19 protein-coding genes and 3 tRNA genes are annotated in these 21,718 nt (G+C 57.9%); 20 read left to right on the top strand and 2 right to left on the bottom strand.

Going from position 1 to position 21,718, the window contains the following annotated elements:
- Window positions 1–51 precede the first annotated feature (51 nt).
- From carB to AC1DKH_RS09580, 3 genes are read left to right on the top strand one after another with little or no spacing between them, the layout of a single operon-like run.
- Window positions 52–3,273, top strand: a complete 3,222-nt coding sequence (gene carB / locus AC1DKH_RS09590) for a carbamoyl-phosphate synthase large subunit (RefSeq protein ID WP_477752815.1) — start codon at window positions 52–54, stop codon at window positions 3,271–3,273.
- A 2-nt stretch (window positions 3,274–3,275) separates the two neighbouring features.
- Window positions 3,276–3,752 (top strand): transcription elongation factor GreA, encoded by a 477-nt coding sequence (gene greA / locus AC1DKH_RS09585; protein WP_108218328.1) that lies wholly within the window; start codon window positions 3,276–3,278, stop codon window positions 3,750–3,752.
- 28 nt (window positions 3,753–3,780) lie between these two features.
- Window positions 3,781–4,185, top strand: coding sequence for an MFS transporter (locus tag AC1DKH_RS09580; RefSeq protein ID WP_477752822.1), 405 nt, complete (start codon window positions 3,781–3,783; stop codon window positions 4,183–4,185).
- A 9-nt stretch (window positions 4,186–4,194) separates the two neighbouring features.
- Here AC1DKH_RS09580 and AC1DKH_RS09575 read toward each other — a convergent pair whose 3' ends face one another.
- A complete protein-coding gene (locus AC1DKH_RS09575; protein ID WP_007942889.1) occupies window positions 4,195–4,503 on the bottom strand; it encodes a YhbY family RNA-binding protein in 309 nt (102 codons plus the stop codon).
- 105 nt (window positions 4,504–4,608) lie between these two features.
- Here AC1DKH_RS09575 and rlmE point away from each other — a divergent pair, with 105 nt between their 5' ends.
- The 17 genes from rlmE to AC1DKH_RS09490 all read left to right on the top strand — a co-directional run bounded on the left by rlmE (window position 4,609) and on the right by AC1DKH_RS09490 (window position 20,608).
- On the top strand, window positions 4,609–5,241 hold the full coding sequence (gene rlmE, locus AC1DKH_RS09570) for a 23S rRNA (uridine(2552)-2'-O)-methyltransferase RlmE (protein WP_477798037.1): 633 nt from the start codon (window positions 4,609–4,611) through the stop codon (window positions 5,239–5,241).
- 199 nt (window positions 5,242–5,440) lie between these two features.
- Complete coding sequence (ftsH, locus tag AC1DKH_RS09565) at window positions 5,441–7,351, top strand: ATP-dependent zinc metalloprotease FtsH (protein ID WP_057398827.1); 1,911 nt, start codon at window positions 5,441–5,443, stop codon at window positions 7,349–7,351.
- An 8-nt stretch (window positions 7,352–7,359) separates the two neighbouring features.
- Window positions 7,360–8,211 carry a dihydropteroate synthase gene (gene folP, locus AC1DKH_RS09560; protein ID WP_477759858.1) on the top strand — a complete coding sequence of 284 codons (852 nt, stop codon included), beginning with the start codon at window positions 7,360–7,362 and terminating at the stop codon, window positions 8,209–8,211.
- Between the two features lie 16 nt (window positions 8,212–8,227).
- A complete protein-coding gene (gene glmM, locus AC1DKH_RS09555) occupies window positions 8,228–9,565 on the top strand; it encodes a phosphoglucosamine mutase (protein ID WP_477752813.1) in 1,338 nt (445 codons plus the stop codon).
- Between the two features lie 66 nt (window positions 9,566–9,631).
- Window positions 9,632–10,387: a triose-phosphate isomerase gene (gene tpiA / locus AC1DKH_RS09550; RefSeq protein WP_477798036.1), complete on the top strand. Its 756-nt coding sequence runs from the start codon at window positions 9,632–9,634 to the stop codon at window positions 10,385–10,387.
- 4 nt (window positions 10,388–10,391) lie between these two features.
- Entirely contained in the window at window positions 10,392–10,775 is a 384-nt protein-coding gene (gene secG, locus AC1DKH_RS09545; protein ID WP_477798035.1) for a preprotein translocase subunit SecG, read from the top strand.
- 22 nt (window positions 10,776–10,797) lie between these two features.
- Window positions 10,798–10,883, top strand: a tRNA-Leu gene (locus tag AC1DKH_RS09540).
- 97 nt (window positions 10,884–10,980) lie between these two features.
- Window positions 10,981–11,057: transfer RNA gene (locus AC1DKH_RS09535), tRNA-Met, on the top strand.
- Window positions 11,058–11,195: 138 nt separating this feature from the next.
- Window positions 11,196–11,654, top strand: a complete 459-nt coding sequence (gene rimP / locus AC1DKH_RS09530; RefSeq protein ID WP_007973115.1) for a ribosome maturation factor RimP — start codon at window positions 11,196–11,198, stop codon at window positions 11,652–11,654.
- A 59-nt stretch (window positions 11,655–11,713) separates the two neighbouring features.
- Window positions 11,714–13,195: a transcription termination factor NusA gene (nusA, locus tag AC1DKH_RS09525; protein WP_008057419.1), complete on the top strand. Its 1,482-nt coding sequence runs from the start codon at window positions 11,714–11,716 to the stop codon at window positions 13,193–13,195.
- Window positions 13,196–13,222: 27 nt separating this feature from the next.
- Window positions 13,223–15,748: a translation initiation factor IF-2 gene (gene infB / locus AC1DKH_RS09520; RefSeq protein ID WP_477798034.1), complete on the top strand. Its 2,526-nt coding sequence runs from the start codon at window positions 13,223–13,225 to the stop codon at window positions 15,746–15,748.
- A gap of 159 nt (window positions 15,749–15,907) precedes the next feature.
- A complete protein-coding gene (gene rbfA / locus AC1DKH_RS09515) occupies window positions 15,908–16,309 on the top strand; it encodes a 30S ribosome-binding factor RbfA (RefSeq protein WP_007973108.1) in 402 nt (133 codons plus the stop codon).
- 3 nt (window positions 16,310–16,312) lie between these two features.
- Window positions 16,313–17,230 (top strand): tRNA pseudouridine(55) synthase TruB, encoded by a 918-nt coding sequence (gene truB / locus AC1DKH_RS09510; protein ID WP_477798033.1) that lies wholly within the window; start codon window positions 16,313–16,315, stop codon window positions 17,228–17,230.
- A 143-nt stretch (window positions 17,231–17,373) separates the two neighbouring features.
- Window positions 17,374–17,643, top strand: coding sequence for a 30S ribosomal protein S15 (gene rpsO, locus AC1DKH_RS09505; RefSeq protein ID WP_347910535.1), 270 nt, complete (start codon window positions 17,374–17,376; stop codon window positions 17,641–17,643).
- A gap of 206 nt (window positions 17,644–17,849) precedes the next feature.
- Entirely contained in the window at window positions 17,850–19,955 is a 2,106-nt protein-coding gene (gene pnp, locus AC1DKH_RS09500; RefSeq protein WP_007915263.1) for a polyribonucleotide nucleotidyltransferase, read from the top strand.
- Between the two features lie 138 nt (window positions 19,956–20,093).
- Window positions 20,094–20,169, top strand: a tRNA-Thr gene (locus AC1DKH_RS09495).
- A gap of 133 nt (window positions 20,170–20,302) precedes the next feature.
- Complete coding sequence (locus AC1DKH_RS09490) at window positions 20,303–20,608, top strand: DUF6388 family protein (protein WP_223448135.1); 306 nt, start codon at window positions 20,303–20,305, stop codon at window positions 20,606–20,608.
- Between the two features lie 131 nt (window positions 20,609–20,739).
- On the opposite strand, the gene nadC is transcribed toward AC1DKH_RS09490, so the two are convergent.
- Window positions 20,740–21,588 (bottom strand): carboxylating nicotinate-nucleotide diphosphorylase, encoded by an 849-nt coding sequence (gene nadC, locus AC1DKH_RS09485; protein ID WP_477798032.1) that lies wholly within the window; start codon window positions 21,586–21,588, stop codon window positions 20,740–20,742.
- Window positions 21,589–21,718: the final 130 nt, after the last annotated feature.

The following is a 21,718-nucleotide window of genomic DNA, read 5'->3' as shown; positions in this document are numbered from 1 at the left end:
GATTGAACAAGACGGCTTGCCGACTGACCTGCGGATTTGAGTGACAAACCCATGCCAAAACGTACAGACATTAAAAGCATCCTGATTCTTGGCGCTGGCCCGATCGTGATCGGCCAGGCCTGTGAATTCGACTACTCCGGCGCCCAGGCCTGTAAAGCCCTGCGCGAGGAGGGTTACCGCGTCATCCTGGTGAACTCCAACCCGGCCACCATCATGACCGACCCGGCCATGGCCGACGCCACCTACATCGAGCCGATCAAGTGGCAGACCGTTGCCAAGATCATCGAGAAAGAGCGTCCGGACGCGCTGCTGCCGACCATGGGTGGCCAGACCGCCCTGAACTGCGCCCTGGACCTGGAGCGCGAAGGCGTTCTGGAGAAGTTCGGCGTAGAGATGATCGGTGCCAACGCCGACACCATCGACAAGGCTGAAGACCGTTCGCGTTTCGACAAGGCGATGAAGTCCATCGGCCTGGCGTGCCCGCGTTCCGGTATCGCCCACAGCATGGAAGAGGCCAATGCGGTCCTCGAGAAGCTTGGCTTCCCGTGCATCATCCGTCCGTCCTTCACCATGGGCGGCACCGGTGGCGGTATCGCTTACAACCGTGAAGAGTTCGAAGAAATCTGCGCCCGTGGTCTGGACCTGTCGCCAACCAAAGAGCTGCTGATCGACGAATCGCTGATCGGCTGGAAAGAGTATGAGATGGAGGTTGTCCGCGATAAGAAGGACAACTGCATCATCGTCTGCTCCATCGAAAACTTCGACCCGATGGGCGTGCACACCGGTGACTCGATCACCGTGGCTCCGGCACAGACCCTGACCGACAAGGAATACCAGATCCTGCGTAACGCCTCCCTGGCGGTACTGCGCGAGATCGGCGTGGAAACCGGCGGTTCCAACGTTCAGTTCGGTATCTGCCCGAACACCGGCCGCATGGTCGTGATCGAGATGAACCCGCGTGTATCCCGTTCCTCGGCACTGGCTTCGAAAGCCACCGGCTTCCCGATCGCCAAGGTCGCGGCCAAGCTGGCTGTAGGCTACACCCTCGACGAACTGTCGAACGACATCACCGGCGGCAAGACACCGGCGTCCTTCGAGCCGTCCATCGACTACGTTGTCACCAAGCTGCCACGTTTCGCTTTCGAGAAGTTCCCCAAGGCTGACGCGCGCCTGACCACTCAGATGAAGTCGGTGGGTGAAGTCATGGCCATCGGCCGTACCTTCCAGGAATCCCTGCAGAAAGCCCTGCGCGGTCTGGAAGTGGGCGTTTGCGGTCTGGACGAGAAGGTTGATCTGGCCAACCCGGAAAGCATGAGCGTACTCAAGCGCGAGCTGACCGTGCCGGGTGCCGAGCGTATCTGGTACGTGGCGGACGCAATGCGCGCCGGCATGACCGTCGAAGACATCTTCGGCATGACCATGATCGACCCTTGGTTCCTGGTGCAGATGGAAGACCTGATCAAGGAAGAAGAGAAGGTCAAGACCCTGGGTCTGACCAGCATCGACCGCGATCTGATGTTCCGCCTCAAGCGTAAAGGCTTCTCCGATATGCGCCTGGCCAAATTGCTGGGTGTGACCGAGAAGAGCCTGCGTGCTCACCGTCACAAGCTGGAAATCTTCCCGGTCTACAAGCGCGTCGACACCTGCGCTGCCGAGTTCGCCACCGATACTGCTTACCTGTACTCGACGTACGAGGAAGAGTGCGAAGCGGCGCCATCGGGTCGTGACAAGATCATGATCCTGGGTGGCGGTCCTAACCGCATCGGCCAAGGCATCGAGTTCGACTACTGCTGCGTACACGCGGCACTGGCCCTGCGCGATGACGGCTACGAGACCATCATGGTCAACTGCAACCCGGAAACCGTTTCTACTGACTACGACACTTCCGATCGCCTGTACTTCGAACCAGTGACCCTGGAAGACGTGCTGGAAATCGTCCGCGTCGAGAAGCCGAAAGGCGTGATCGTCCAGTACGGCGGCCAGACTCCGCTGAAACTGGCGCGTGCCCTGGAAGCCGCCGGCGTGCCGATCATCGGCACCAGCCCTGATGCAATCGACCGCGCCGAAGACCGTGAGCGCTTCCAGCAGATGGTCCAGCGCCTGAACCTGCGTCAGCCGCCAAACGCCACCGTGCGCAGCGAAGACGAAGCGATTCGTGCCGCCGCCAAGATCGGTTACCCGCTGGTGGTGCGCCCGTCCTACGTACTGGGCGGTCGTGCGATGGAAATCGTCTACGAAGAAGAAGAACTCAAGCGCTACCTGCGTGAAGCGGTTCAAGTGTCCAACGACAGCCCGGTGCTGCTGGACCACTTCCTCAACTGCGCCATCGAAATGGACGTGGATGCGGTCTGCGACGGTAAAGATGTGGTGATCGGCGCGATCATGCAGCACATCGAGCAGGCTGGCGTTCACTCCGGTGACTCCGCATGCTCGCTGCCGCCGTACTCGCTGCCGGCGCACATCCAGGACGAGATGCGCGAACAGGTCAAGAAAATGGCCCTGGAACTCGGCGTGATCGGCCTGATGAACGTACAGTTGGCGCTGCAAGGCGACGACATCTACGTCATCGAAGTCAATCCGCGTGCTTCCCGTACTGTGCCGTTCGTGTCCAAGTGCATCGGTGTTTCCCTGGCAATGATCGCGGCTCGCGTCATGGCCGGTAAGACCTTGAAGGAAATCGGCTTCACCAAGGAAATCATCCCGAACTTCTACAGCGTGAAAGAGGCGGTGTTCCCGTTCGCCAAATTCCCTGGCGTTGACCCGATCCTTGGCCCAGAGATGAAGTCCACCGGTGAAGTGATGGGCGTGGGCGACACCTTCGGTGAAGCGTTCGCCAAGGCCCAGATGGGTGCCAGCGAAGTGCTGCCGACCGGTGGTACTGCGTTCATCAGCGTACGTGACGACGACAAGCCACTGGTTGCGGGCGTGGCCCGTGATCTGATCAACTTGGGCTTCGAAGTGGTCGCCACCGCCGGTACTGCCAAGCTGATTGAAGCGGCAGGCCTGAAAGTGCGCCGCGTGAACAAGGTGACCGAAGGTCGTCCGCACGTGGTCGACATGATCAAGAATGACGAAGTCACGCTGATCATCAACACCACCGAAGGTCGTCAGTCGATCGCTGATTCGTACTCCATTCGTCGTAATGCCCTGCAGCACAAGATTTACTGCACCACCACCATTGCTGCTGGCGAAGCCATCTGTGAAGCGCTGAAGTTCGGTCCCGAAAAGACCGTGCGCCGCTTGCAGGATCTACACGCAGGATTGAAGGCATGAGCATAACGAAGTACCCAATGACCGTTCAGGGCGCTCGCGCCCTGGAAGAAGAGCACACTCACCTGACCAAGGTCGTTCGTCCGAAGCTCAGCCAGGACATCGGTACGGCCCGCGAGTTGGGTGACTTGAAGGAAAACGCCGAATACCACGCTGCCCGCGAGCAGCAGGGTATGGTCGAGGCGCGGATCCGTGATATCGAAGGCCGGATTCAGAATCAGGTCATCATTGATGTCACGAGCATTCCGCACACCGGCAAAGTGATTTTCGGCACCACCGTTGAAATCGCCAACGTCGAGACGGATGAGCGCGTCACTTACCACATCGTGGGTGAGGATGAGGCTGACTTCAAACTCGGCAAGATTTCGGTCGGCTCGCCACTGGCTCGCGCCTTGATTGCCAAGGAAGAGGGTGATGTGGTTGCAGTCAAAACGCCTGGCGGCGTTATCGAGTACGAGATTGTCGAAGTTCGCCACATCTGAAGATCGGCGCCCGTTTCGTGCGGGCGCCATGCTTTGGCAGCTGACCCAGGTGTTGTGGGTCGGCGGCTTGTGGCTGTTGCAAATTGGTCTGTTGCCGGTGCTGGGGCGAATTGGCCTGGCGCCGCTGCTGATCGACGAAATCGCAGGCACGCTCAATACGTTGGTAGTGGGATTCGCCACGGCGTGTTTGATTTTTCAGGCTTTGGTGCTGATAAAGACCGAGGGCCTTGTCAGTCTATGGCGGGATATTCGCGGGAAACTGCTGTTGATGGCGCTGTATGCGTGCGCGATGTACTTCGCGGTGCGTTTCGGCTGGCCGGATGCCGTGCGTTGGCAGGCGTTCAGCTATCTTGTTCTGGGTTTTTCCGGACTGGTGCTGGTGTTGGAGCCGGTGCCGGGAGGGAGTGGCAGGGTGCGCGAAGCACACCCTTGACCCTTGTCATCACTTGAAGCGATGGACGTTCGACAGCTGCTTGTTGACGCTGAAGTTCTTGCGGTAGATCAGTGCCATCTTGCCGATGACCTGAACCAGATCCGCTTTGCCGACCTTGCAGAGCTCTGCAATGGACGCCAGGCGCGATTCGCGATCGAGGATGTTGAGCTTGATTTTGATCAGCTCGTGATCCGCCAAAGCGCGTTCGAGTTCGGCTAACACACCTTCAGTCAAACCATTGTCTGCCACAATCAAAACCGGTTTCAGATGGTGGCCAATGGATTTGTACTGTTTCTTCTGCTCTTGAGTGAGCGGCATAATCTGACCCCTGCGTCTGATCTTGTAAAAAGCGGCGGCCAGTTTACCCGAGCGAGTCCGGGACCGCCCAGTTAATCACGACCCGTTTTATTTCCGAGGTATCCCGTGGCCCGTTCCAAGACAAGCCTTAACTGGCTGAAAGAACATTTCAACGACCCATTCGTCAAAATGGCACAAAAAGACGGGTACCGTTCCCGCGCCAGCTACAAACTGCTGGAGATCCAGGAAAAGGACCGTCTGATCCGCCCGGGCATGAGCGTAATCGACCTTGGTGCGGCCCCCGGTGGGTGGTCCCAGGTGACCAGTCGTCTGATTGGTGGGCAGGGGACACTGATCGCTTCTGACATTCTGGAAATGGACAGTATCCCGGACGTGACCTTCATTCAGGGCGACTTTACCGAGGATGCCGTGCTGGCTCAGATCCTCGATGCCGTCGGAAATAAGGAAGTAGACCTTGTGATTTCCGACATGGCCCCCAATATGAGTGGATTACCGGCCGTGGACATGCCGCGAGCGATGTTCCTGTGCGAGTTGGCACTGGATCTTTCGACGCGGGTGCTCAAGCCCGGTGGTGATTTTTTGATCAAGATCTTCCAGGGCGAAGGCTTCGACGAATTCCACAAGAGCGTTCGCCAGCAGTTCGAGAAGGTGCAGATGCGCAAGCCGAACTCGTCGCGCGACCGTTCTCGCGAGCAGTACCTGCTGGGCCGCGGTTTCCGCGGACGCAGTGAGGAATGAGTGAATTTCCGATCGGGGTGATAGGATTTTTGTATTACGCCTTGTCAGAATTAGCGAATATTGTGTAGGAAGTGTTTCACAAAGGGTTACAGACGGCGCCTGCCAAGTTGTAGGTAATGTAGTAAGTTAGGCCGGTGAATATCATGCGAAGCGCGCGCCAGTAGCGGAGCTTGCTTCAGAGGGTAGTTAATTGAACGATATGGCAAAGAATCTGATCCTGTGGTTGATCATCGCGGCTGTCCTGGTGACGGTGATGAACAACTTCTCCAGCCCTAACGAGCCGCAGACCCTCAACTATTCCGACTTCATCCAGCAGGTCAAGGATGGCAAGGTCGAACGCGTGGCGGTTGATGGCTACGTGATTACCGGCAAGCGCAACGATGGCGACAGCTTCAAGACCATTCGCCCGGCGATCCAGGACAACGGCCTGATCGGTGACCTGGTGGATAACCACGTCGTGGTTGAAGGCAAACAGCCTGAACAGCAAAGCATCTGGACTCAACTTCTGGTCGCCAGCTTCCCGATCCTTGTGATCATCGCTGTGTTCATGTTCTTCATGCGGCAGATGCAGGGCGGTGCCGGTGGCAAGGGCGGGCCGATGAGCTTCGGTAAAAGCAAGGCGCGCCTGCTCTCCGAGGATCAGGTGAAAACTACCCTGGCTGACGTTGCCGGTTGCGACGAAGCCAAGGAAGAAGTCGGTGAGTTGGTCGAGTTCCTGCGCGATCCGGGCAAGTTCCAGCGCCTGGGTGGCCGCATTCCTCGCGGCGTGCTGATGGTTGGTCCTCCAGGTACCGGTAAAACCTTGATTGCCAAGGCGATTGCCGGCGAAGCCAAAGTGCCGTTCTTCACCATTTCCGGTTCCGACTTCGTCGAAATGTTCGTCGGTGTCGGTGCCAGCCGTGTTCGCGACATGTTCGAACAGGCCAAGAAGCACGCTCCATGCATCATCTTCATCGACGAAATCGATGCGGTCGGTCGCCATCGTGGTGCTGGCATGGGTGGTGGTCACGACGAGCGCGAGCAGACTCTCAACCAGTTGCTGGTCGAGATGGACGGCTTTGAAATGAATGACGGCATCATCGTGATCGCCGCAACCAACCGTCCTGATGTACTGGACCCTGCGTTGCTGCGTCCAGGCCGTTTCGACCGTCAGGTTGTTGTGGGGCTGCCGGACATCCGTGGTCGCGAACAGATTCTCAAGGTTCACATGCGCAAAGTGCCAATGGGCGACGACGTTGCTCCGGCCGTGATCGCTCGTGGTACTCCAGGCTTCTCCGGTGCTGACCTGGCCAATCTGGTGAACGAGGCATCGTTGTTCGCTGCTCGTGCCGGCAAGCGCATCGTCGAAATGAAAGAGTTCGAACTGGCCAAAGACAAGATCATGATGGGCGCCGAGCGCAAATCCATGGTCATGTCCGAGAAAGAAAAGCAGAACACCGCTTATCACGAAGCCGGCCACGCCATTGTTGGTCGCGTCGTACCTGAGCATGATCCGGTGTACAAGGTGTCGATCATCCCGCGCGGTCGTGCGCTGGGTGTAACCATGTTCCTGCCGGAAGAAGATCGTTACAGCCTGTCCAAGCGTGCGTTGATCAGCCAGATCTGCTCGCTGTACGGCGGTCGTATCGCTGAAGAAATGACCCTGGGCTTCGATGGCGTGACCACCGGTGCCTCCAACGACATCATGCGCGCCAGCCAGATTGCGCGGAATATGGTGACCAAGTGGGGTCTTTCGGAAAAACTCGGTCCGTTGATGTATGCCGAAGAAGAGGGTGAGGTATTCCTCGGTCGCGGCGGCGGTGGTCAGAATGCAAGCTTCTCCGGTGAGACGGCCAAGCTGATCGACTCCGAAGTGCGCAGCATCATCGATCAGTGCTATGGCACGGCGAAGCAGATTCTCACGGACAACCGTGACAAGCTCGATGCGATGGCCGATGCCTTGATGAAGTACGAGACAATCGATGCCGAGCAGATCGACGACATCATGGCGGGTCGTACGCCTCGCGAGCCGCGCGATTGGTCGGGTGGCACGGGTACTTCCGGCACCCCTCCGGTGGTGCAGGATGAGCGTCCGGAAACACCGATTGGCGGTCCTGCTGCTGACGTATAAGGTTTGAAATGACTTCTGTTCAGTCCTCGACCCGGTTGCCTTGCGGCAACCGGGTTCTTGATTTGGCCCAGACGCATGTCATGGGCATTCTCAATGTCACTCCTGATTCTTTCTCCGATGGTGGTCAATACAGCCAGCTCGACGCGGCCATGCGCCACGCCGAAGCCATGGTTGTGGCCGGCGCGACGCTGATCGATGTCGGTGGCGAATCCACCCGTCCTGGTGCCAGGGCGGTGTCGCCACTGGAAGAGCTGGAGCGCGTAGCGCCCATTGTCGAGCGCATCAGTCGCGAACTGGACGTCATCATCTCGGTCGACACCTCCACGCCAGCGGTCATGCGTGAAACTGCGCGCCTGGGTGCCGGGCTGATCAATGACGTACGTTCGTTGCGTCGCGATGGTGCCCTGGATGCTGCGGCGGCCACCGGGTTACCGGTTTGCCTGATGCATATGCTTGGAGAGCCAGGCGATATGCAGGACAATCCGCAGTATCAGGACGTTACAAGGGAAGTCGGTGAGTTTCTCGCCGAACGCATGCATCAGTGTTCATTGGTGGGAATTGCGGCTGAGCGGATCATTCTTGACCCCGGCTTTGGCTTCGCCAAAACCTTGCAGCACAATCTGAGTTTGTTCAAACATATGGAAGCCCTGCATGCCTTGGGGCGACCCCTGTTGGTCGGGGTTTCGCGAAAGAGCATGATTGGTCAGGCGTTGAATCGTCCGGTGGGAGACCGGCTGTATGGTGGTTTGGCGCTCGCGGCGCTGGCTTCGGCGAAAGGTGCGCGTATATTGCGCGTCCATGATGTAGCCGAAACAATGGATGTGGTGCGGATGATCGCCGCAGTGGAATCAGCCGAATAAGAATGATGGAGCACTTATGAGCAAAAAATATTTTGGCACCGATGGTATTCGTGGGCGTGTCGGTGAATACCCGATTACTCCTGATTTCATGCTCAAGCTCGGCTGGGCTGCAGGTATGGCGTTCCGCAAGATGGGAGCCTGCAAGGTATTGGTAGGTAAGGACACCCGGATCTCCGGCTACATGTTCGAGTCCGCGCTTGAAGCGGGACTGACGTCGGCAGGTGCTGATGTGATGCTTCTGGGGCCTATGCCGACCCCGGCGATTGCTTACCTGACGCGTACCTTTCATGCCGAAGCTGGCATCGTGATCAGTGCGTCGCACAATCCGCATGATGACAATGGCATCAAGTTCTTCTCCGGCAATGGCACCAAGCTGCCGGATGAGGTCGAGCACATGATCGAAGAGCTGCTCGATACCCCAATGACTGTGGTTGAGTCGAGCAAGATCGGCAAAGTGTCGCGAATCAATGACGCGTCGGGTCGGTATATCGAATTCTGCAAGAGCAGTGTGCCGACCGGTACCAGCTTTACCGGCCTCAAGATTGTGATCGACTGCGCCCATGGTGCGACCTATAAAGTGGCGCCGAGTGTGTTTCGTGAGTTGGGTGCCGAAGTCGTGGTCTTGTCCGCGCAGCCCAACGGTTTGAATATCAATGACAACTGCGGCTCGACCCATATGGGGCAACTGCAGGCCGCTGTGCTGGCTGAACACGCCGATCTGGGTATCGCCTTCGATGGTGATGGCGACCGGGTGTTGATGGTGGATCACACGGGGGCCATCGTCGATGGTGATGAGTTGCTGTTCATCATTGCTCGCGACCTGCATGAGCGAGACAAGCTGCAAGGTGGTGTAGTCGGTACACTGATGAGCAACCTGGGACTGGAGTTGGCCTTGGCCGACCTGGGGATTCCATTTGTCCGCGCCAATGTTGGTGACCGTTATGTGATTGCTGATCTGCTGGAGCGCAACTGGCTGGTCGGTGGCGAAAATTCGGGTCATATCGTTTGCTTCAATTACACCACCACTGGTGATGCGATTATCGCCGCGTTGCAGGTGCTGAAGGCGTTGAAAGCCCGTGCGCAAGGTTTGGCTGAAGCGCGTCAGGCGCTGCGCAAATGCCCTCAGGTGCTGATCAATGTGCGATTCGGTGGCGGCGCAAACCCACTCGACCATCCGTCGGTCAAGGAAGCCAGCGAGCGTGTGACCAAGGCCATGGCGGGTCGGGGGCGCGTGCTGTTGCGCAAGTCCGGAACCGAACCGCTGGTGCGTGTGATGGTCGAAGGCGAAGACGAAACGCAGGTTCGTGGCTATGCCGAAGAGCTGGCAAAACTGGTTACTGAAGTTTCTGCCTGAATTCGGCTTGCCAGCCATGATTGTGTTGGGTAACATCTGCGCCCACTTTGACCGACGAGGTACAGCATGCGTCGCCCTATGGTAGCTGGTAACTGGAAGATGCACGGTACCCGCGCCAGCGTCGCTGAGCTGATCAACGGCCTTCGTGACTTGGCCTTGCCGAGCGATGTTGATGTCGCGGTATTCCCGCCTTTCCTGCATATCAATCAAGTGATTGATGGCCTGGAAGGAAAGTCGATTTCGGTCGGCGCGCAGAATTCTGCGGTGGAATCCGGACAAGGTGCGTTGACTGGTGAAGTTGCACCGAGTCAGTTAGTGGATGCAGGTTGTTCCCTGGCGCTTGTCGGGCACTCCGAACGCCGCCAGATCATGGGCGAGCAGGACGCAGTGCTGATCCGCAAGTTCGCAGCGGCACAGGCATGTGGCTTGATTCCGGTGTTGTGCATAGGGGAAACCCTTGAGCAGCGTGAAGCCGGAAAGACTCTTGAGGTTGTCTCGCGTCAGCTGGGCAGTATCATCGAGGAGCTGGGTGTCGGTGCCTTTGCCAAGGCAGTGATCGCTTACGAGCCGGTCTGGGCCATTGGCACCGGGCTGACTGCAACGCCACAACAGGCGCAGGATGTGCACGCAGCCATTCGCGCCCAGTTGGCGGCAGAGAATTCTGAGGTCGCACAAGGTGTGCGGCTTCTATACGGCGGCAGCGTGAAGGCGGCCAATGCGGTCGAACTGTTCGGCATGCCGGATATCGATGGGGGCCTGATTGGTGGGGCTTCCCTGAATGCAGATGAGTTCGGTGCGATTTGTCGCGCCGCGGGAAACTGAAAAAATGCTGGAAACAGTCGTAGTCGTTTTTCATCTGCTGGGTGCATTGGGCGTAGTAGCTCTGGTTTTGCTGCAGCAGGGTAAAGGTGCGGATGCTGGCGCGTCTTTCGGAGCAGGTGCTTCAAATACTGTGTTCGGAAGCCAAGGTTCCTCTACCTTTCTTAGTAAGTTTACTGCTATACTTGCCGCAGGTTTTTTCATAACCAGCTTGGGGTTAGGTTACTTTGCTAAAGAGAAGGCTCACCAGCTGACTCAAGTAGGTCTCTCAAATCCAGCGGTACTGGAAGTTCCAAAGCAACAACCGGCTTCTGATGATGTCCCGGTGCTTCAAGAGCAAAAGTCGGCTACCCCAGCGACTGACGTGCCTCCAGCTCAAGAGCAGAAGTAAGAAGGGTTCCAAACGTAGTATTGCCGAGGTGGTGGAATTGGTAGACACGCAACCTTGAGGTGGTTGTGCCCATAGGGTGTAGGGGTTCGAGTCCCCTTCTCGGTACCAATTAGTCAGGAGAGCCCGCTGTTGCGGGCTTTCTTGCAGGTGGAAGGTTACATTGACCCTGTAGGGGATCGGTCGTATACTTCCGCCCCAGCTTTGTCGCGGGGTGGAGCAGTCTGGTAGCTCGTCGGGCTCATAACCCGAAGGTCGTCGGTTCAAATCCGGCCCCCGCAACCAGTTTAAGGAGCCCCTTTTAAGGGGCTTTTTGTTAGCTGGACACTTTCAACGCCGCTGTTCGACGGCGTTTCAAGGATGGGCGTTTCGCCCATTTTTTTATTTTGCATAGCATGCACATACATGCACTAGGGGGTTCAGGTGTCGAGCAAGCTAGAAGAGTTGCAGGCCTTGCTGGCCCCGGTGGTCGTGGCCCTAGGCTATGAATGCTGGGGTATCGAGTTTTCGGCTCAGGGTCGTCACTCGATGTTGCGCGTTTATATCGATAAAGAAGGCGGCGTGTTGGTGGACGATTGCGCCATCGTCAGCCGTCAGATCAGCGGTGTGCTGGATGTTGAAGATCCAATTTCCGTTGAATACACCCTTGAAGTTTCCTCGCCTGGCATGGAACGCCCGCTGTTCACTCTTGAGCAGTTTGCAAAATTTGCCGGTGAACAAGTGAAGATCAAGCTGCGCTCGCCTTTTGAAGGACGACGCAACTTTCAGGGCCTTCTGCGCGGCGTAGAAGAGCAGGATGTCGTGGTGCAGGTAGAAGACCATGAGTTCCTGTTGCCGATCGATATGATCGACAAGGCCAACATTATTCCCAGTTTTGACTGAGGCGTGCCAGATACTGCGGATCCCGCGGATCCAATGGCTTGCGAAAGGCGAGGCGTACGATGAGCAAAGAAGTACTGCTGGTTGTTGAGTCGGTATCCAATGAAAAGGGCGTACCGGCAAACGTTATTTTTGAAGCGCTGGAGCTGGCTCTGGCCACTGCTACCAAAAAGCGTTTCGAAGACGAAGTTGATTTGCGTGTGGAAATCAATCGCCACACGGGTGCATACGAGACATTCCGTCGCTGGACGGTCGTCGAAGAAGCAGACCTGGACGATCCGGCCATCGAAACCTGGCCGAGCAAGGTTGCCGAAACGCATCCTGGCGCCAAGGTCGGTGATGTCGTAGAAGAGAAAATCGAGTCCATCGAGTTCGGCCGCATTGCTGCACAGACTGCCAAGCAAGTCATTGTGCAGAAAGTTCGCGAAGCCGAGCGCGCTCAGGTGGTTGACGCTTACCGCGAGCGCCTGGGTGAAATCATCTCCGGCACCGTGAAAAAAGTCACCCGCGACAACGTGATCGTTGATCTGGGTAACAACGCTGAAGCGTTGCTGGCTCGTGAAGACATCATTTCTCGCGAAACTTTCCGGGTTGGCGTGCGTCTGCGTGCGCTGCTCAAGGAAATCCGCACCGAGAACCGCGGCCCGCAGTTGATCCTGTCGCGCACCGCGCCGGAAATGCTGATCGAGTTGTTCCGCATCGAAGTGCCGGAAATTGCCGAAGGCCTGATCGAAGTGATGGCTGCATCCCGTGATCCGGGTTCGCGCGCCAAGATCGCCGTTCGCTCCAAGGACAAACGCATCGACCCGCAGGGCGCTTGCATCGGTATGCGCGGTTCGCGCGTCCAGGCAGTGTCGGGTGAGTTGGGCGGTGAGCGTGTTGACATCGTTCTGTGGGACGACAACCCGGCTCAGTTCGTGATCAACGCCATGTCCCCGGCCGAGGTTGCGGCAATTATCGTTGACGAAGATGCCCACGCAATGGACATCGCCGTTGGCGCAGACAATCTGGCTCAGGCCATCGGTCGCGGTGGTCAGAACGTGCGTCTGGCTAGCCAGTTGACTGGCTGGACCCTGAACGTGATGACCGAATCGGACATCCAGGCTAAACAGCAAGCAGAAACCGGCGACATCCTGCGCAACTTCATCGACGAGCTGGAAGTCGACGAAGATCTGGCGCAGGTGCTGGTGGACGAAGGCTTTACCAGCCTGGAAGAGATTGCCTACGTACCGTTGGAAGAAATGCTCAACATCGACGGCTTTGACGAAGACACCGTCAACGAGCTTCGCGCTCGGGCCAAGGATCGCTTGTTGACTAAAGCCATCGCTACTGAGGAAAAGCTGGCAGACGCCCATCCGGCCGAAGACCTGCTCTCGCTTGAGGGTATGGACAAGGATTTGGCGATGGAACTGGCGGTGCGCGGCGTAATTACCCGCGAAGACCTGGCCGAGCAGTCTATTGACGACCTGCTCGACATCGACGGCATTGACGATGATCGTGCCGGCAAGTTGATCATGGCCGCCCGAGCCCACTGGTTCGAGTAATTAGGCGCGGCCTGAGGAGAGAAGTGCATGACGCAAGTCACGGTGAAACAACTGGCCGATGAGGTCAAAACACCGGTAGAGCGCCTGTTGCAGCAGATGCGTGAGGCAGGTCTGCCGCACACCGCCGCCGAAGAACATGTGACTGACAGTGAGAAGCAATCGTTGCTGACTCACTTGAAAAGCAGCCACAAGGCGAAAGTGGAAGAACCACGCAAGATTACGCTGCAGCGTAAAACCACCAGCACCCTGCGTGTTGCTGGCAGTAAAAGCATCAGCGTTGAAGTACGCAAGAAGAAAGTCTTCGTACAGCGCAGCCCGGAAGAAATCGAAGCCGAGCGCAAGCGTGAACTGGATGAACGTCGCGCAGTAGAAAATGCTGCTCGTCAGAAGGCTGAAGAAGAAGCCAAGCGTCGCGCCGAAGAAGAAGCGCGTCGCCAGCCTGCTGCTGCGCCGAACGCTCAAGCCGTACCTGTTGCAGCGCCTGCTGTGGTGGCCGAGCCAGTTCGCGAAAGCGCACCGGTTGTGGCAGCCGCTCCAGCTCCTGCGGCCGATACCCGCAAGCGTGACGAACAGCGTCGTCCGGACAAGCCACGTGCCGACGATAACAGTCGTCGCGGTAGCGGCGATGGCGAGCGCAAAAACGCTCCGCATCGTGCTTCGGTCAAGGAAAAGGCGCCGGCTCCACGCGTCGCCCCACGTACTACCGACGAAGAAAGCGATGGCTTCCGTCGTGGTGGTCGTGGCAAGGCCAAGCTGAAGAAGCGCAACGCCCACGGTTTCCAGAGCCCGACCGGCCCTGTCGTGCGCGAAGTGAAGATCGGCGAGACCATCACTGTTGGCGATCTCGCCCAGCAGATGTCGGTGAAGGCTGCTGAAATCATCAAGTTCATGTTCAAACTGGGTACTCCAGCGACCATCAACCAGGTACTGGATCAGGAAACTGCTCAACTGGTTGCCGAAGAGCTGGGCCACAAAGTGACCCTGGTCAGCGACACCGCCCTGGAAGATTCCCTGGCCGAGTCCCTGAAGTTTGAAGGCGAGGCAGTTTCCCGTGCACCAGTCGTGACCGTAATGGGCCACGTTGACCACGGTAAGACTTCCCTGCTCGACTACATCCGTCGTGCCAAGGTAGCTGCTGGCGAAGCCGGCGGTATCACCCAGCACATCGGTGCGTACCACGTTGAAACCGACCGTGGCATGGTGACGTTCCTCGACACCCCTGGTCACGCCGCGTTTACCGCAATGCGTGCCCGTGGTGCCAAGGCGACCGACATCGTGATCCTGGTGGTGGCGGCGGACGACGGCGTGATGCCGCAGACCATCGAAGCTGTTCAGCATGCCAAGGCCGCGGGTGTTCCGCTGGTCGTCGCGGTGAACAAGATCGACAAGCCGGGCGCCGATCTCGATCGCATCCGTAGCGAATTGTCGGTTCACGGCGTGACGTCGGAAGAGTGGGGTGGTGACACGCCGTTCGTACCGGTCTCGGCGAAGATGGGTACTGGCGTCGACGAACTGCTCGAAGCTGTTCTGCTGCAAGCCGAAGTCCTGGAACTGACCGCAACTCCGTCGGCTCCTGGCCGTGGCGTCGTGGTTGAATCCCGTCTGGACAAGGGCCGTGGCCCGGTGGCTACCGTTCTGGTTCAAGACGGTACCCTGCGTCAGGGCGACATGGTCCTGGTCGGTTCGAACTATGGCCGCGTTCGCGCCATGCTCGACGAGAACGGCAAGCCAATCAAGGAAGCCGGTCCGGCCATCCCTGTCGAGATCCTCGGCCTGGACGGTACCCCGGATGCTGGCGACGAGATGAGCGTGGTTGCCGACGAGAAGAAAGCCCGTGAAGTGGCTCTGTTCCGTCAAGGCAAGTTCCGCGAAGTCAAACTGGCTCGCGCTCACGCCGGCAAGCTGGAAAACATCTTCGAAAACATGGGTCAGGAAGAGAAGAAGACGCTCAACATCGTCCTCAAATCCGACGTCCGTGGTTCGCTCGAAGCGTTGAACGGTGCCTTGAACGGCCTGGGTAACGACGAAGTGCAAGTGCGCGTGGTCGGTGGCGGCGTCGGTGGTATCACCGAATCCGATGCCAACCTGGCACTGGCCTCCAACGCTGTACTGTTCGGCTTCAACGTGCGTGCCGATGCCGGCGCGCGCAAGATCGTTGAGCAGGAAGGTCTGGACATGCGTTACTACAACGTGATCTACGACATCATCGAAGACGTCAAGAAAGCCCTGACCGGTATGCTCGGCAGCGATGTTCGCGAGAACATCCTGGGTATCGCCGAAGTGCGTGACGTGTTCCGTTCGCCGAAGTTTGGCGCGATCGCCGGTTGCATGGTTATCGAAGGTGTTGTGCACCGTAACCGTCCAATCCGTGTACTGCGTGAAGACATCGTTATCTTCGAAGGCGAGCTGGAATCCCTGCGCCGCTTCAAGGATGACGCTTCCGAAGTACGTGCCGGCATGGAATGCGGTATCGGCGTGAAGAGCTACAACGACGTTAAAGTCGGTGACAAGATCGAAGTCTTCGAGAAGGTGCAGGTTGCTCGCAGCCTCTAATTCGCGCACTTCAGGAGCCGTGACGGGTCGTCGCATGCAAATGCGCAGTTCGTCACCAGGACTCTAAACGCAACGCCCGGTCTGGCTTTTGTCAGGCCGGGCGTTTGCCGCTTTCAGACCTCACGGGTTTCACCGTGGGGCAGTAACAGGTAACAAGACATGGCAAAAGAATATAGCCGTACCCAACGCATCGGCGATCAGATGCAGCGTGAGCTGGCACAACTGATCCGTCGTGAAGTCAAAGACCCGCGCGTCGGCCTGGTCACCATTACCGCAGTGGAAGTCAGCCGTGACGTCGGTCACGCCAAGATCTTCATCACCGTGATGGGGCAGGACAGCGCCGAAGAAATCGCACAAAGCATCAAGGTGCTCAACTCCGCCGCCGGTTTCCTGCGCATGCAGCTGGCTCGCGAGATGAAGCTGCGCAGCGTTCCACAGCTGCACTTCCACTACGACGAAAGCGTCGTGCGTGGTGCGCATCTGTCGGCATTGATCGAGCGCGCAGTGGCTGAAGACAATCAGCATCCGGTTGCGGCAGAAGCCGAAGACACCAAGGAGTAATCGGTGGCTCAGGTCAAACGTATCCGTCGTAACGTCAGCGGCATTATCCTTCTCGACAAGCCGCTGGGGTTCACCTCCAACGCGGCCTTGCAGAAGGTTCGCTGGTTGCTGAACGCCGAAAAGGCCGGTCATACCGGCAGTCTCGATCCCTTGGCCACCGGCGTGTTGCCACTGTGCTTCGGCGAAGCCACCAAGTTCTCGCAATACCTGCTCGACTCCGACAAGGGTTATGAAACCCTGGCGCAACTGGGCAAGACCACCACCACGGCGGATGCCGAAGGTGAAGTTTTGCAGGAGCGCCCGGTGACCGTTGGTCGCCCCGATGTCGAGGCGGTACTGCCGAAATTTCGTGGGCAAATCAGTCAGATACCGCCGATGTACTCGGCGCTCAAGCGTGATGGCCAGCCGCTGTACAAGCTGGCGCGTGCAGGCGAAGTAGTGGAGCGCGAACCGCGTTCTGTTACTATTACGCGCTTGGAATTGCTGGCCTTCGAAGGTGATACTGCGCGGCTGGCGGTGGATTGCACTAAAGGCACCTATATCCGCACCCTGGTGGAGGATATCGGTGAGCAACTCGGTTGTGGTGCTTACGTTGCAGAACTGCGACGTATCCAGGCCGGGCCATTCACCCTGGCGCAGACGGTTACCCTCGAAGAGCTGGAAGCGGTACATGCCGAAGGCGGCAACGAAGCGGTCGATCGCTTCCTGATGCCATCGGACAGCGGCCTGCTGGATTGGCCACTGTTGCAGTTCTCGGAAGCGAGTGCGTTCTACTGGCTCAACGGCCAACCGGTACGTGCCCCGGATGCTCCGAAGTTCGGCATGGTGCGGGTACAGGATCACAATGGTCGCTTCATCGGTATCGGTGAAGTGAGCGAAGACGGGCGCATCGCGCCGCGTCGACTGATTCGGTCAGAATGACCGGAAACCAGCTTGTGTCAAAGCAGGCTGGCGAGGGTGGCTGTCAACAGGCACGGTCACTACTCATTTTTAGATACAGGGATTTGTCCCTGGCCTGTTGAAACTGTTTTTCTGAAACAGTTTCCTGATAAAAGGATTGCCTCATGGCTCTCGACGTTCAAGAAAAAGCTCAAATCGTAACTGACTACCAGCAAGCTGTTGGTGACACCGGTTCGCCAGAAGTGCAAGTTGCACTGCTGACCGCCAACATCAACAAGCTGCAAGGTCACTTCAAGGCCAACGGTAAAGACCACCACTCCCGTCGTGGTCTGATCCGCATGGTTAACCAGCGTCGTAAGCTGCTGGACTACCTGAAAGGCAAGGATCTGGGTCGCTATCAGACTCTGATCGGTCGCCTGGGTCTGCGTCGCTAATAAGCGATTGCGCTAGAGGTTGGTTGTCTGTCGTGCACCAGTGGGTTTCCCGCCGGTGCATGGCAGGCTCCCAGCCTCAAGTTTTATCTGGATACCTGCTTTGCCTGAGTAACACCTGGACAAACCAGTCGGGCCGATTCCCGGCGTTGCCCAAGAATTTCGCAAGAAACCAGTTCCCCCAAGAGCCACAAAGAAGGTAGGACACCGTGAACCCGGTAATCAAAAAATTCCAGTTCGGTCAGTCGACCGTTACCCTCGAGACTGGCCGTATCGCCCGTCAGGCCTCCGGCGCAGTATTGGTCACCGTTGACGACGACGTCAGCGTATTGGTGACCGTAGTCGGTGCAAAACAAGCCGATCCAGGCAAGGGCTTCTTCCCTCTGTCTGTTCACTACCAGGAAAAGACTTACGCTGCCGGTAAGATCCCTGGCGGTTTCTTCAAGCGCGAAGGCCGTCCTTCCGAGAAAGAAACCCTGACTTCCCGACTGATCGACCGTCCGATCCGTCCGCTGTTCCCGGAAGGCTTCATGAACGAAGTGCAGGTTGTCTGCACCGTCGTTTCCACCAGCAAGAAGACCGATCCGGACATCGCTGCGATGATCGGTACCTCGGCTGCCCTGGCGATCTCCGGCATTCCTTTCGATGGCCCGATCGGCGCTGCCCGCGTTGCGTTCCACGAAAGCACCGGCTACCTGCTGAACCCGACTTACGAGCAACAGGCTGCTTCGAGCCTGGACATGGTCGTTGCCGGTACTTCGGACGCTGTGCTGATGGTTGAATCGGAAGCCAAAGAGCTGACCGAAGACCAGATGCTGGGCGCGGTACTGTTTGCTCACGACGAGTTCCAGGTTGTGATCAACGCTGTTAAAGAACTGGCTGCCGAAGCTGCCAAGCCAACCTGGACCTGGGCTCCTGCGCCAGAAGCCACCGAACTGCTGGGCGCTATTCGTGCCGAGTTCGGCGAAGCGATCTCCCAGGCCTACACCATCACCGTCAAGGCCGACCGTTACGCTCGCCTGGGCGAGTTGAAGGACCAGGTCGTTGCCAAGCTGTCCGGTGAAGAAGGCCAGCCTTCTTCCAGCGAAGTCAAAGCCGCTTTCGGCGAAATCGAATACCGCACCGTTCGCGAAAACATCGTTAACGGCAAGCCACGTATCGACGGGCGCGACACCAAGACTGTACGTCCGCTGAACATCGAAGTCGGTGTTCTGCCGAAGACTCACGGTTCGGCCCTGTTCACCCGTGGTGAAACCCAGGCCCTGGTAGTCGCGACTCTGGGCACCGCCCGTGACGCACAGCTGCTGGACACCCTGGAAGGCGAGAAAAAAGACCCGTTCATGCTGCACTACAACTTCCCTCCGTTCTCGGTGGGCGAGTGTGGTCGCATGGGTGGCGCTGGTCGTCGTGAAATCGGTCACGGCCGTCTGGCCCGTCGTTCGGTTTCGGCCATGCTGCCTGCCGCTGACGTGTTCCCGTACACCATCCGCGTGGTTTCGGAAATCACCGAATCCAACGGTTCGAGCTCGATGGCTTCCGTTTGCGGCGCTTCCCTGGCCCTGATGGACGCTGGTGTGCCGATGAAGGCGCCGGTTGCCGGTATCGCCATGGGTCTGGTTAAAGAAGGCGAGAAATTCGCCGTCCTGACCGACATCCTGGGTGACGAAGACCACCTGGGCGACATGGACTTCAAGGTAGCCGGTACCGCCAAAGGCGTCACCGCGCTGCAGATGGACATCAAGATCAAGGGCATCACCGAAGAAATCATGGAGATCGCTCTGGGCCAAGCCCTGGAAGCGCGCCTGAACATCCTCGGCCAGATGAACCAGATCATTGGCCAGTCGCGTACCGAACTGTCGGCCAACGCTCCGACCATGATCGCGATGAAGATCGACACCGACAAGATCCGTGACGTTATCGGTAAAGGCGGCGCGACCATTCGTGCGATCTGCGAAGAGACCAAGGCTTCGATCGACATCGAAGACGACGGCTCGATCAAGATCTTCGGCGAAACCAAGGAAGCGGCAGAAGCTGCTCGTCAGCGCGTTCTGGGCATCACCGCTGAAGCCGAAATCGGCAAGATCTACGTGGGCAAGGTTGAACGCATCGTCGACTTCGGCGCATTCGTCAACATCCTGCCAGGCAAGGACGGTCTGGTTCACATCTCCATGCTGAGCGACGCTCGCGTCGAGAAAGTGACCGACATCCTGAAAGAAGGCCAGGAAGTGGAAGTGCTGGTACTGGACGTGGACAACCGCGGCCGTATCAAGCTGTCCATCAAAGACGTGGCAGCAGCCAAGGCTTCGGGCGTTTAATCGCGCCTCACGCCTGACCGCTTCAACGTTGTAAAAAATGCCCCGCCGTGAAAACGAAGGGGCATTTTTTTGTCTGTAGGAAATTGAGACGTTCCAGAAGTTGCCTGCCCCTGAAGTCAGTGCTAGGTTTAGCCCACCGCCCGTGTAGCTCAGCCGGTAGAGCAGCGCACTCGTAACGCGAAGGTCGCAGGTTCGATTCCTGTCTCGGGCACCAGCAAGACTTGTTTTCAGATGATCCCGAATGGTTCTGAAGGCCAGACAAACCGCGCTTCATACGGTTTTTTTGCGTCAGAGAGATCCTTGATGATCCATATCCATCTTCCATTCCCCAGATCAACGAGAACGCCATGACAATAAAAGAATTGACCCAAGAAGCCAGACACGAAGAAGCACTGAAAAAGTACGTGCTGGATGTGCCGGATCTGATGGAAGAGATCAAGGACCTGAGTGCCGATGATCAGAAGGACCAGATTCAGTGGGCGTTTGAGGATGAAGCCGAAGCCCAGGGCTTGCAGCCGTGGGAGTTGAGCCTCAAATACACCTCGACACCAGAAGAGTACGAGACAGAACGCCTGAAGCTGCATAAAGAAGCGGCCGAGGTGCTAGGTGTCGAGTGGGAAGAGTACTGCGAGATGAACAATCTGGTGGTCTGATACTCATGTAGGAGCGAGCTTGCTCGCGATGTTCCCGAGAGCGCCATGTTTAACCAGTAAACAAGCGTTATCGTTAACGACCATCGCGAGCAAGCTCGCTCCTACAGTTTCGGCAACTCACATACGTGCGATCAGAGACTCAAGCGCATCGACAGATCGACCGCCTTCACATCCTTGGTCATAGCACCGATCGAAATGTAATCCACCCCGGTCTGTGCAATCGGCAGCAACGTACTTTCGTTGATCCCGCCGCTGGCCTCCAGTTTGGCCTTACCGGCATTCAGGCGCACGGCTTCGCGCATATCGTCCAGGCTCAGTTCGTCGAGCATGATGATGTCGGCACCGGCCGCCAGCGCCTCTTTGAGCTCAGTCAGGCTTTCCACTTCAATCTCGACCGGTTTTCCCGGGGCAATCTTGTGCGCGGCGGCTATGGCCTGGGCGATGCCGCCGCTGGCGGCGATGTGGTTTTCCTTGATCAGGAAGGCGTCATAAAGGCCGATGCGGTGGTTATGGCAACCGCCGCAGGTCACGGCGTACTTTTGCGCCAGGCGCAGCCCCGGTAGCGTTTTACGAGTGTCGAGCAGTTTGACCTGAGTCTCGGCCACGAAGTCCGCCAGGTATTGCGCGCGGGTCGCCACGCCGGAGAGCAATTGCAGGAAGTTCAGGGCGCTGCGTTCGCCAGTCAGCAGTGAGCGTGCAGGGCCTTCGAGGTGGAACAGCACCTGGTTGGGCGTCACCCGTTCACCGTCGGCAACCTGCCAGTGCACCGCCACCCGTGGATCCAGTTGCCGAAACACGGCATCTACCCAGGCGGTGCCGCTGATGACGGCCGCGTCGCGGGTAATGATGGTGGCTTTGGCCAGGCGTTCAGCCGGGATCAACTGCGCGGTGATGTCGCCGCTGCCAATGTCTTCGCGCAACGCACGGCGCACGTTGGCTTCGATTTCGGCGGTCAGATCGGCGAGACGTAGATTCGGCATAACGGACTCCACAAACAAAGTGGCTCGATTATAGGGCCATGGCAGCGACCAACCCAAGGCATCAGCGCGTTACATTGGTGCTGGCGCCTGCATTTGGTCGAATCCCTGTCGTTGTCGGCGTAGGCCGTCG

The organism is Pseudomonas sp. 05L36, from assembly GCF_056398125.1.
The sequence above is the reverse complement of the archived record's forward strand: the minus strand, read 5'-3'. Positions and strand labels throughout refer to the sequence as shown.

Excerpts from the sequence above, each read along its gene's own strand:
- carB (WP_477752815.1), top strand. The coding sequence starts at position 52 with ATGCCAAAACGTACAGACATTAAAAGCATCCTGATTCTTGGCGCTGGC.
- AC1DKH_RS09580 (WP_477752822.1), top strand. The coding sequence starts at position 3,781 with ATGCTTTGGCAGCTGACCCAGGTGTTGTGGGTCGGCGGCTTGTGGCTG.
- AC1DKH_RS09575 (WP_007942889.1), bottom strand. The coding sequence starts at position 4,503 with ATGCCGCTCACTCAAGAGCAGAAGAAACAGTACAAATCCATTGGCCAC.
- ftsH (WP_057398827.1), top strand. The coding sequence starts at position 5,441 with ATGGCAAAGAATCTGATCCTGTGGTTGATCATCGCGGCTGTCCTGGTG.
- folP (WP_477759858.1), top strand. The coding sequence starts at position 7,360 with ATGACTTCTGTTCAGTCCTCGACCCGGTTGCCTTGCGGCAACCGGGTT.
- glmM (WP_477752813.1), top strand. The coding sequence starts at position 8,228 with ATGAGCAAAAAATATTTTGGCACCGATGGTATTCGTGGGCGTGTCGGT.
- tpiA (WP_477798036.1), top strand. The coding sequence starts at position 9,632 with ATGCGTCGCCCTATGGTAGCTGGTAACTGGAAGATGCACGGTACCCGC.
- secG (WP_477798035.1), top strand. The coding sequence starts at position 10,392 with ATGCTGGAAACAGTCGTAGTCGTTTTTCATCTGCTGGGTGCATTGGGC.
- nusA (WP_008057419.1), top strand. The coding sequence starts at position 11,714 with ATGAGCAAAGAAGTACTGCTGGTTGTTGAGTCGGTATCCAATGAAAAG.
- infB (WP_477798034.1), top strand. The coding sequence starts at position 13,223 with ATGACGCAAGTCACGGTGAAACAACTGGCCGATGAGGTCAAAACACCG.
- rbfA (WP_007973108.1), top strand. The coding sequence starts at position 15,908 with ATGGCAAAAGAATATAGCCGTACCCAACGCATCGGCGATCAGATGCAG.
- rpsO (WP_347910535.1), top strand. The coding sequence starts at position 17,374 with ATGGCTCTCGACGTTCAAGAAAAAGCTCAAATCGTAACTGACTACCAG.
- AC1DKH_RS09490 (WP_223448135.1), top strand. The coding sequence starts at position 20,303 with ATGACAATAAAAGAATTGACCCAAGAAGCCAGACACGAAGAAGCACTG.
- nadC (WP_477798032.1), bottom strand. The coding sequence starts at position 21,588 with ATGCCGAATCTACGTCTCGCCGATCTGACCGCCGAAATCGAAGCCAAC.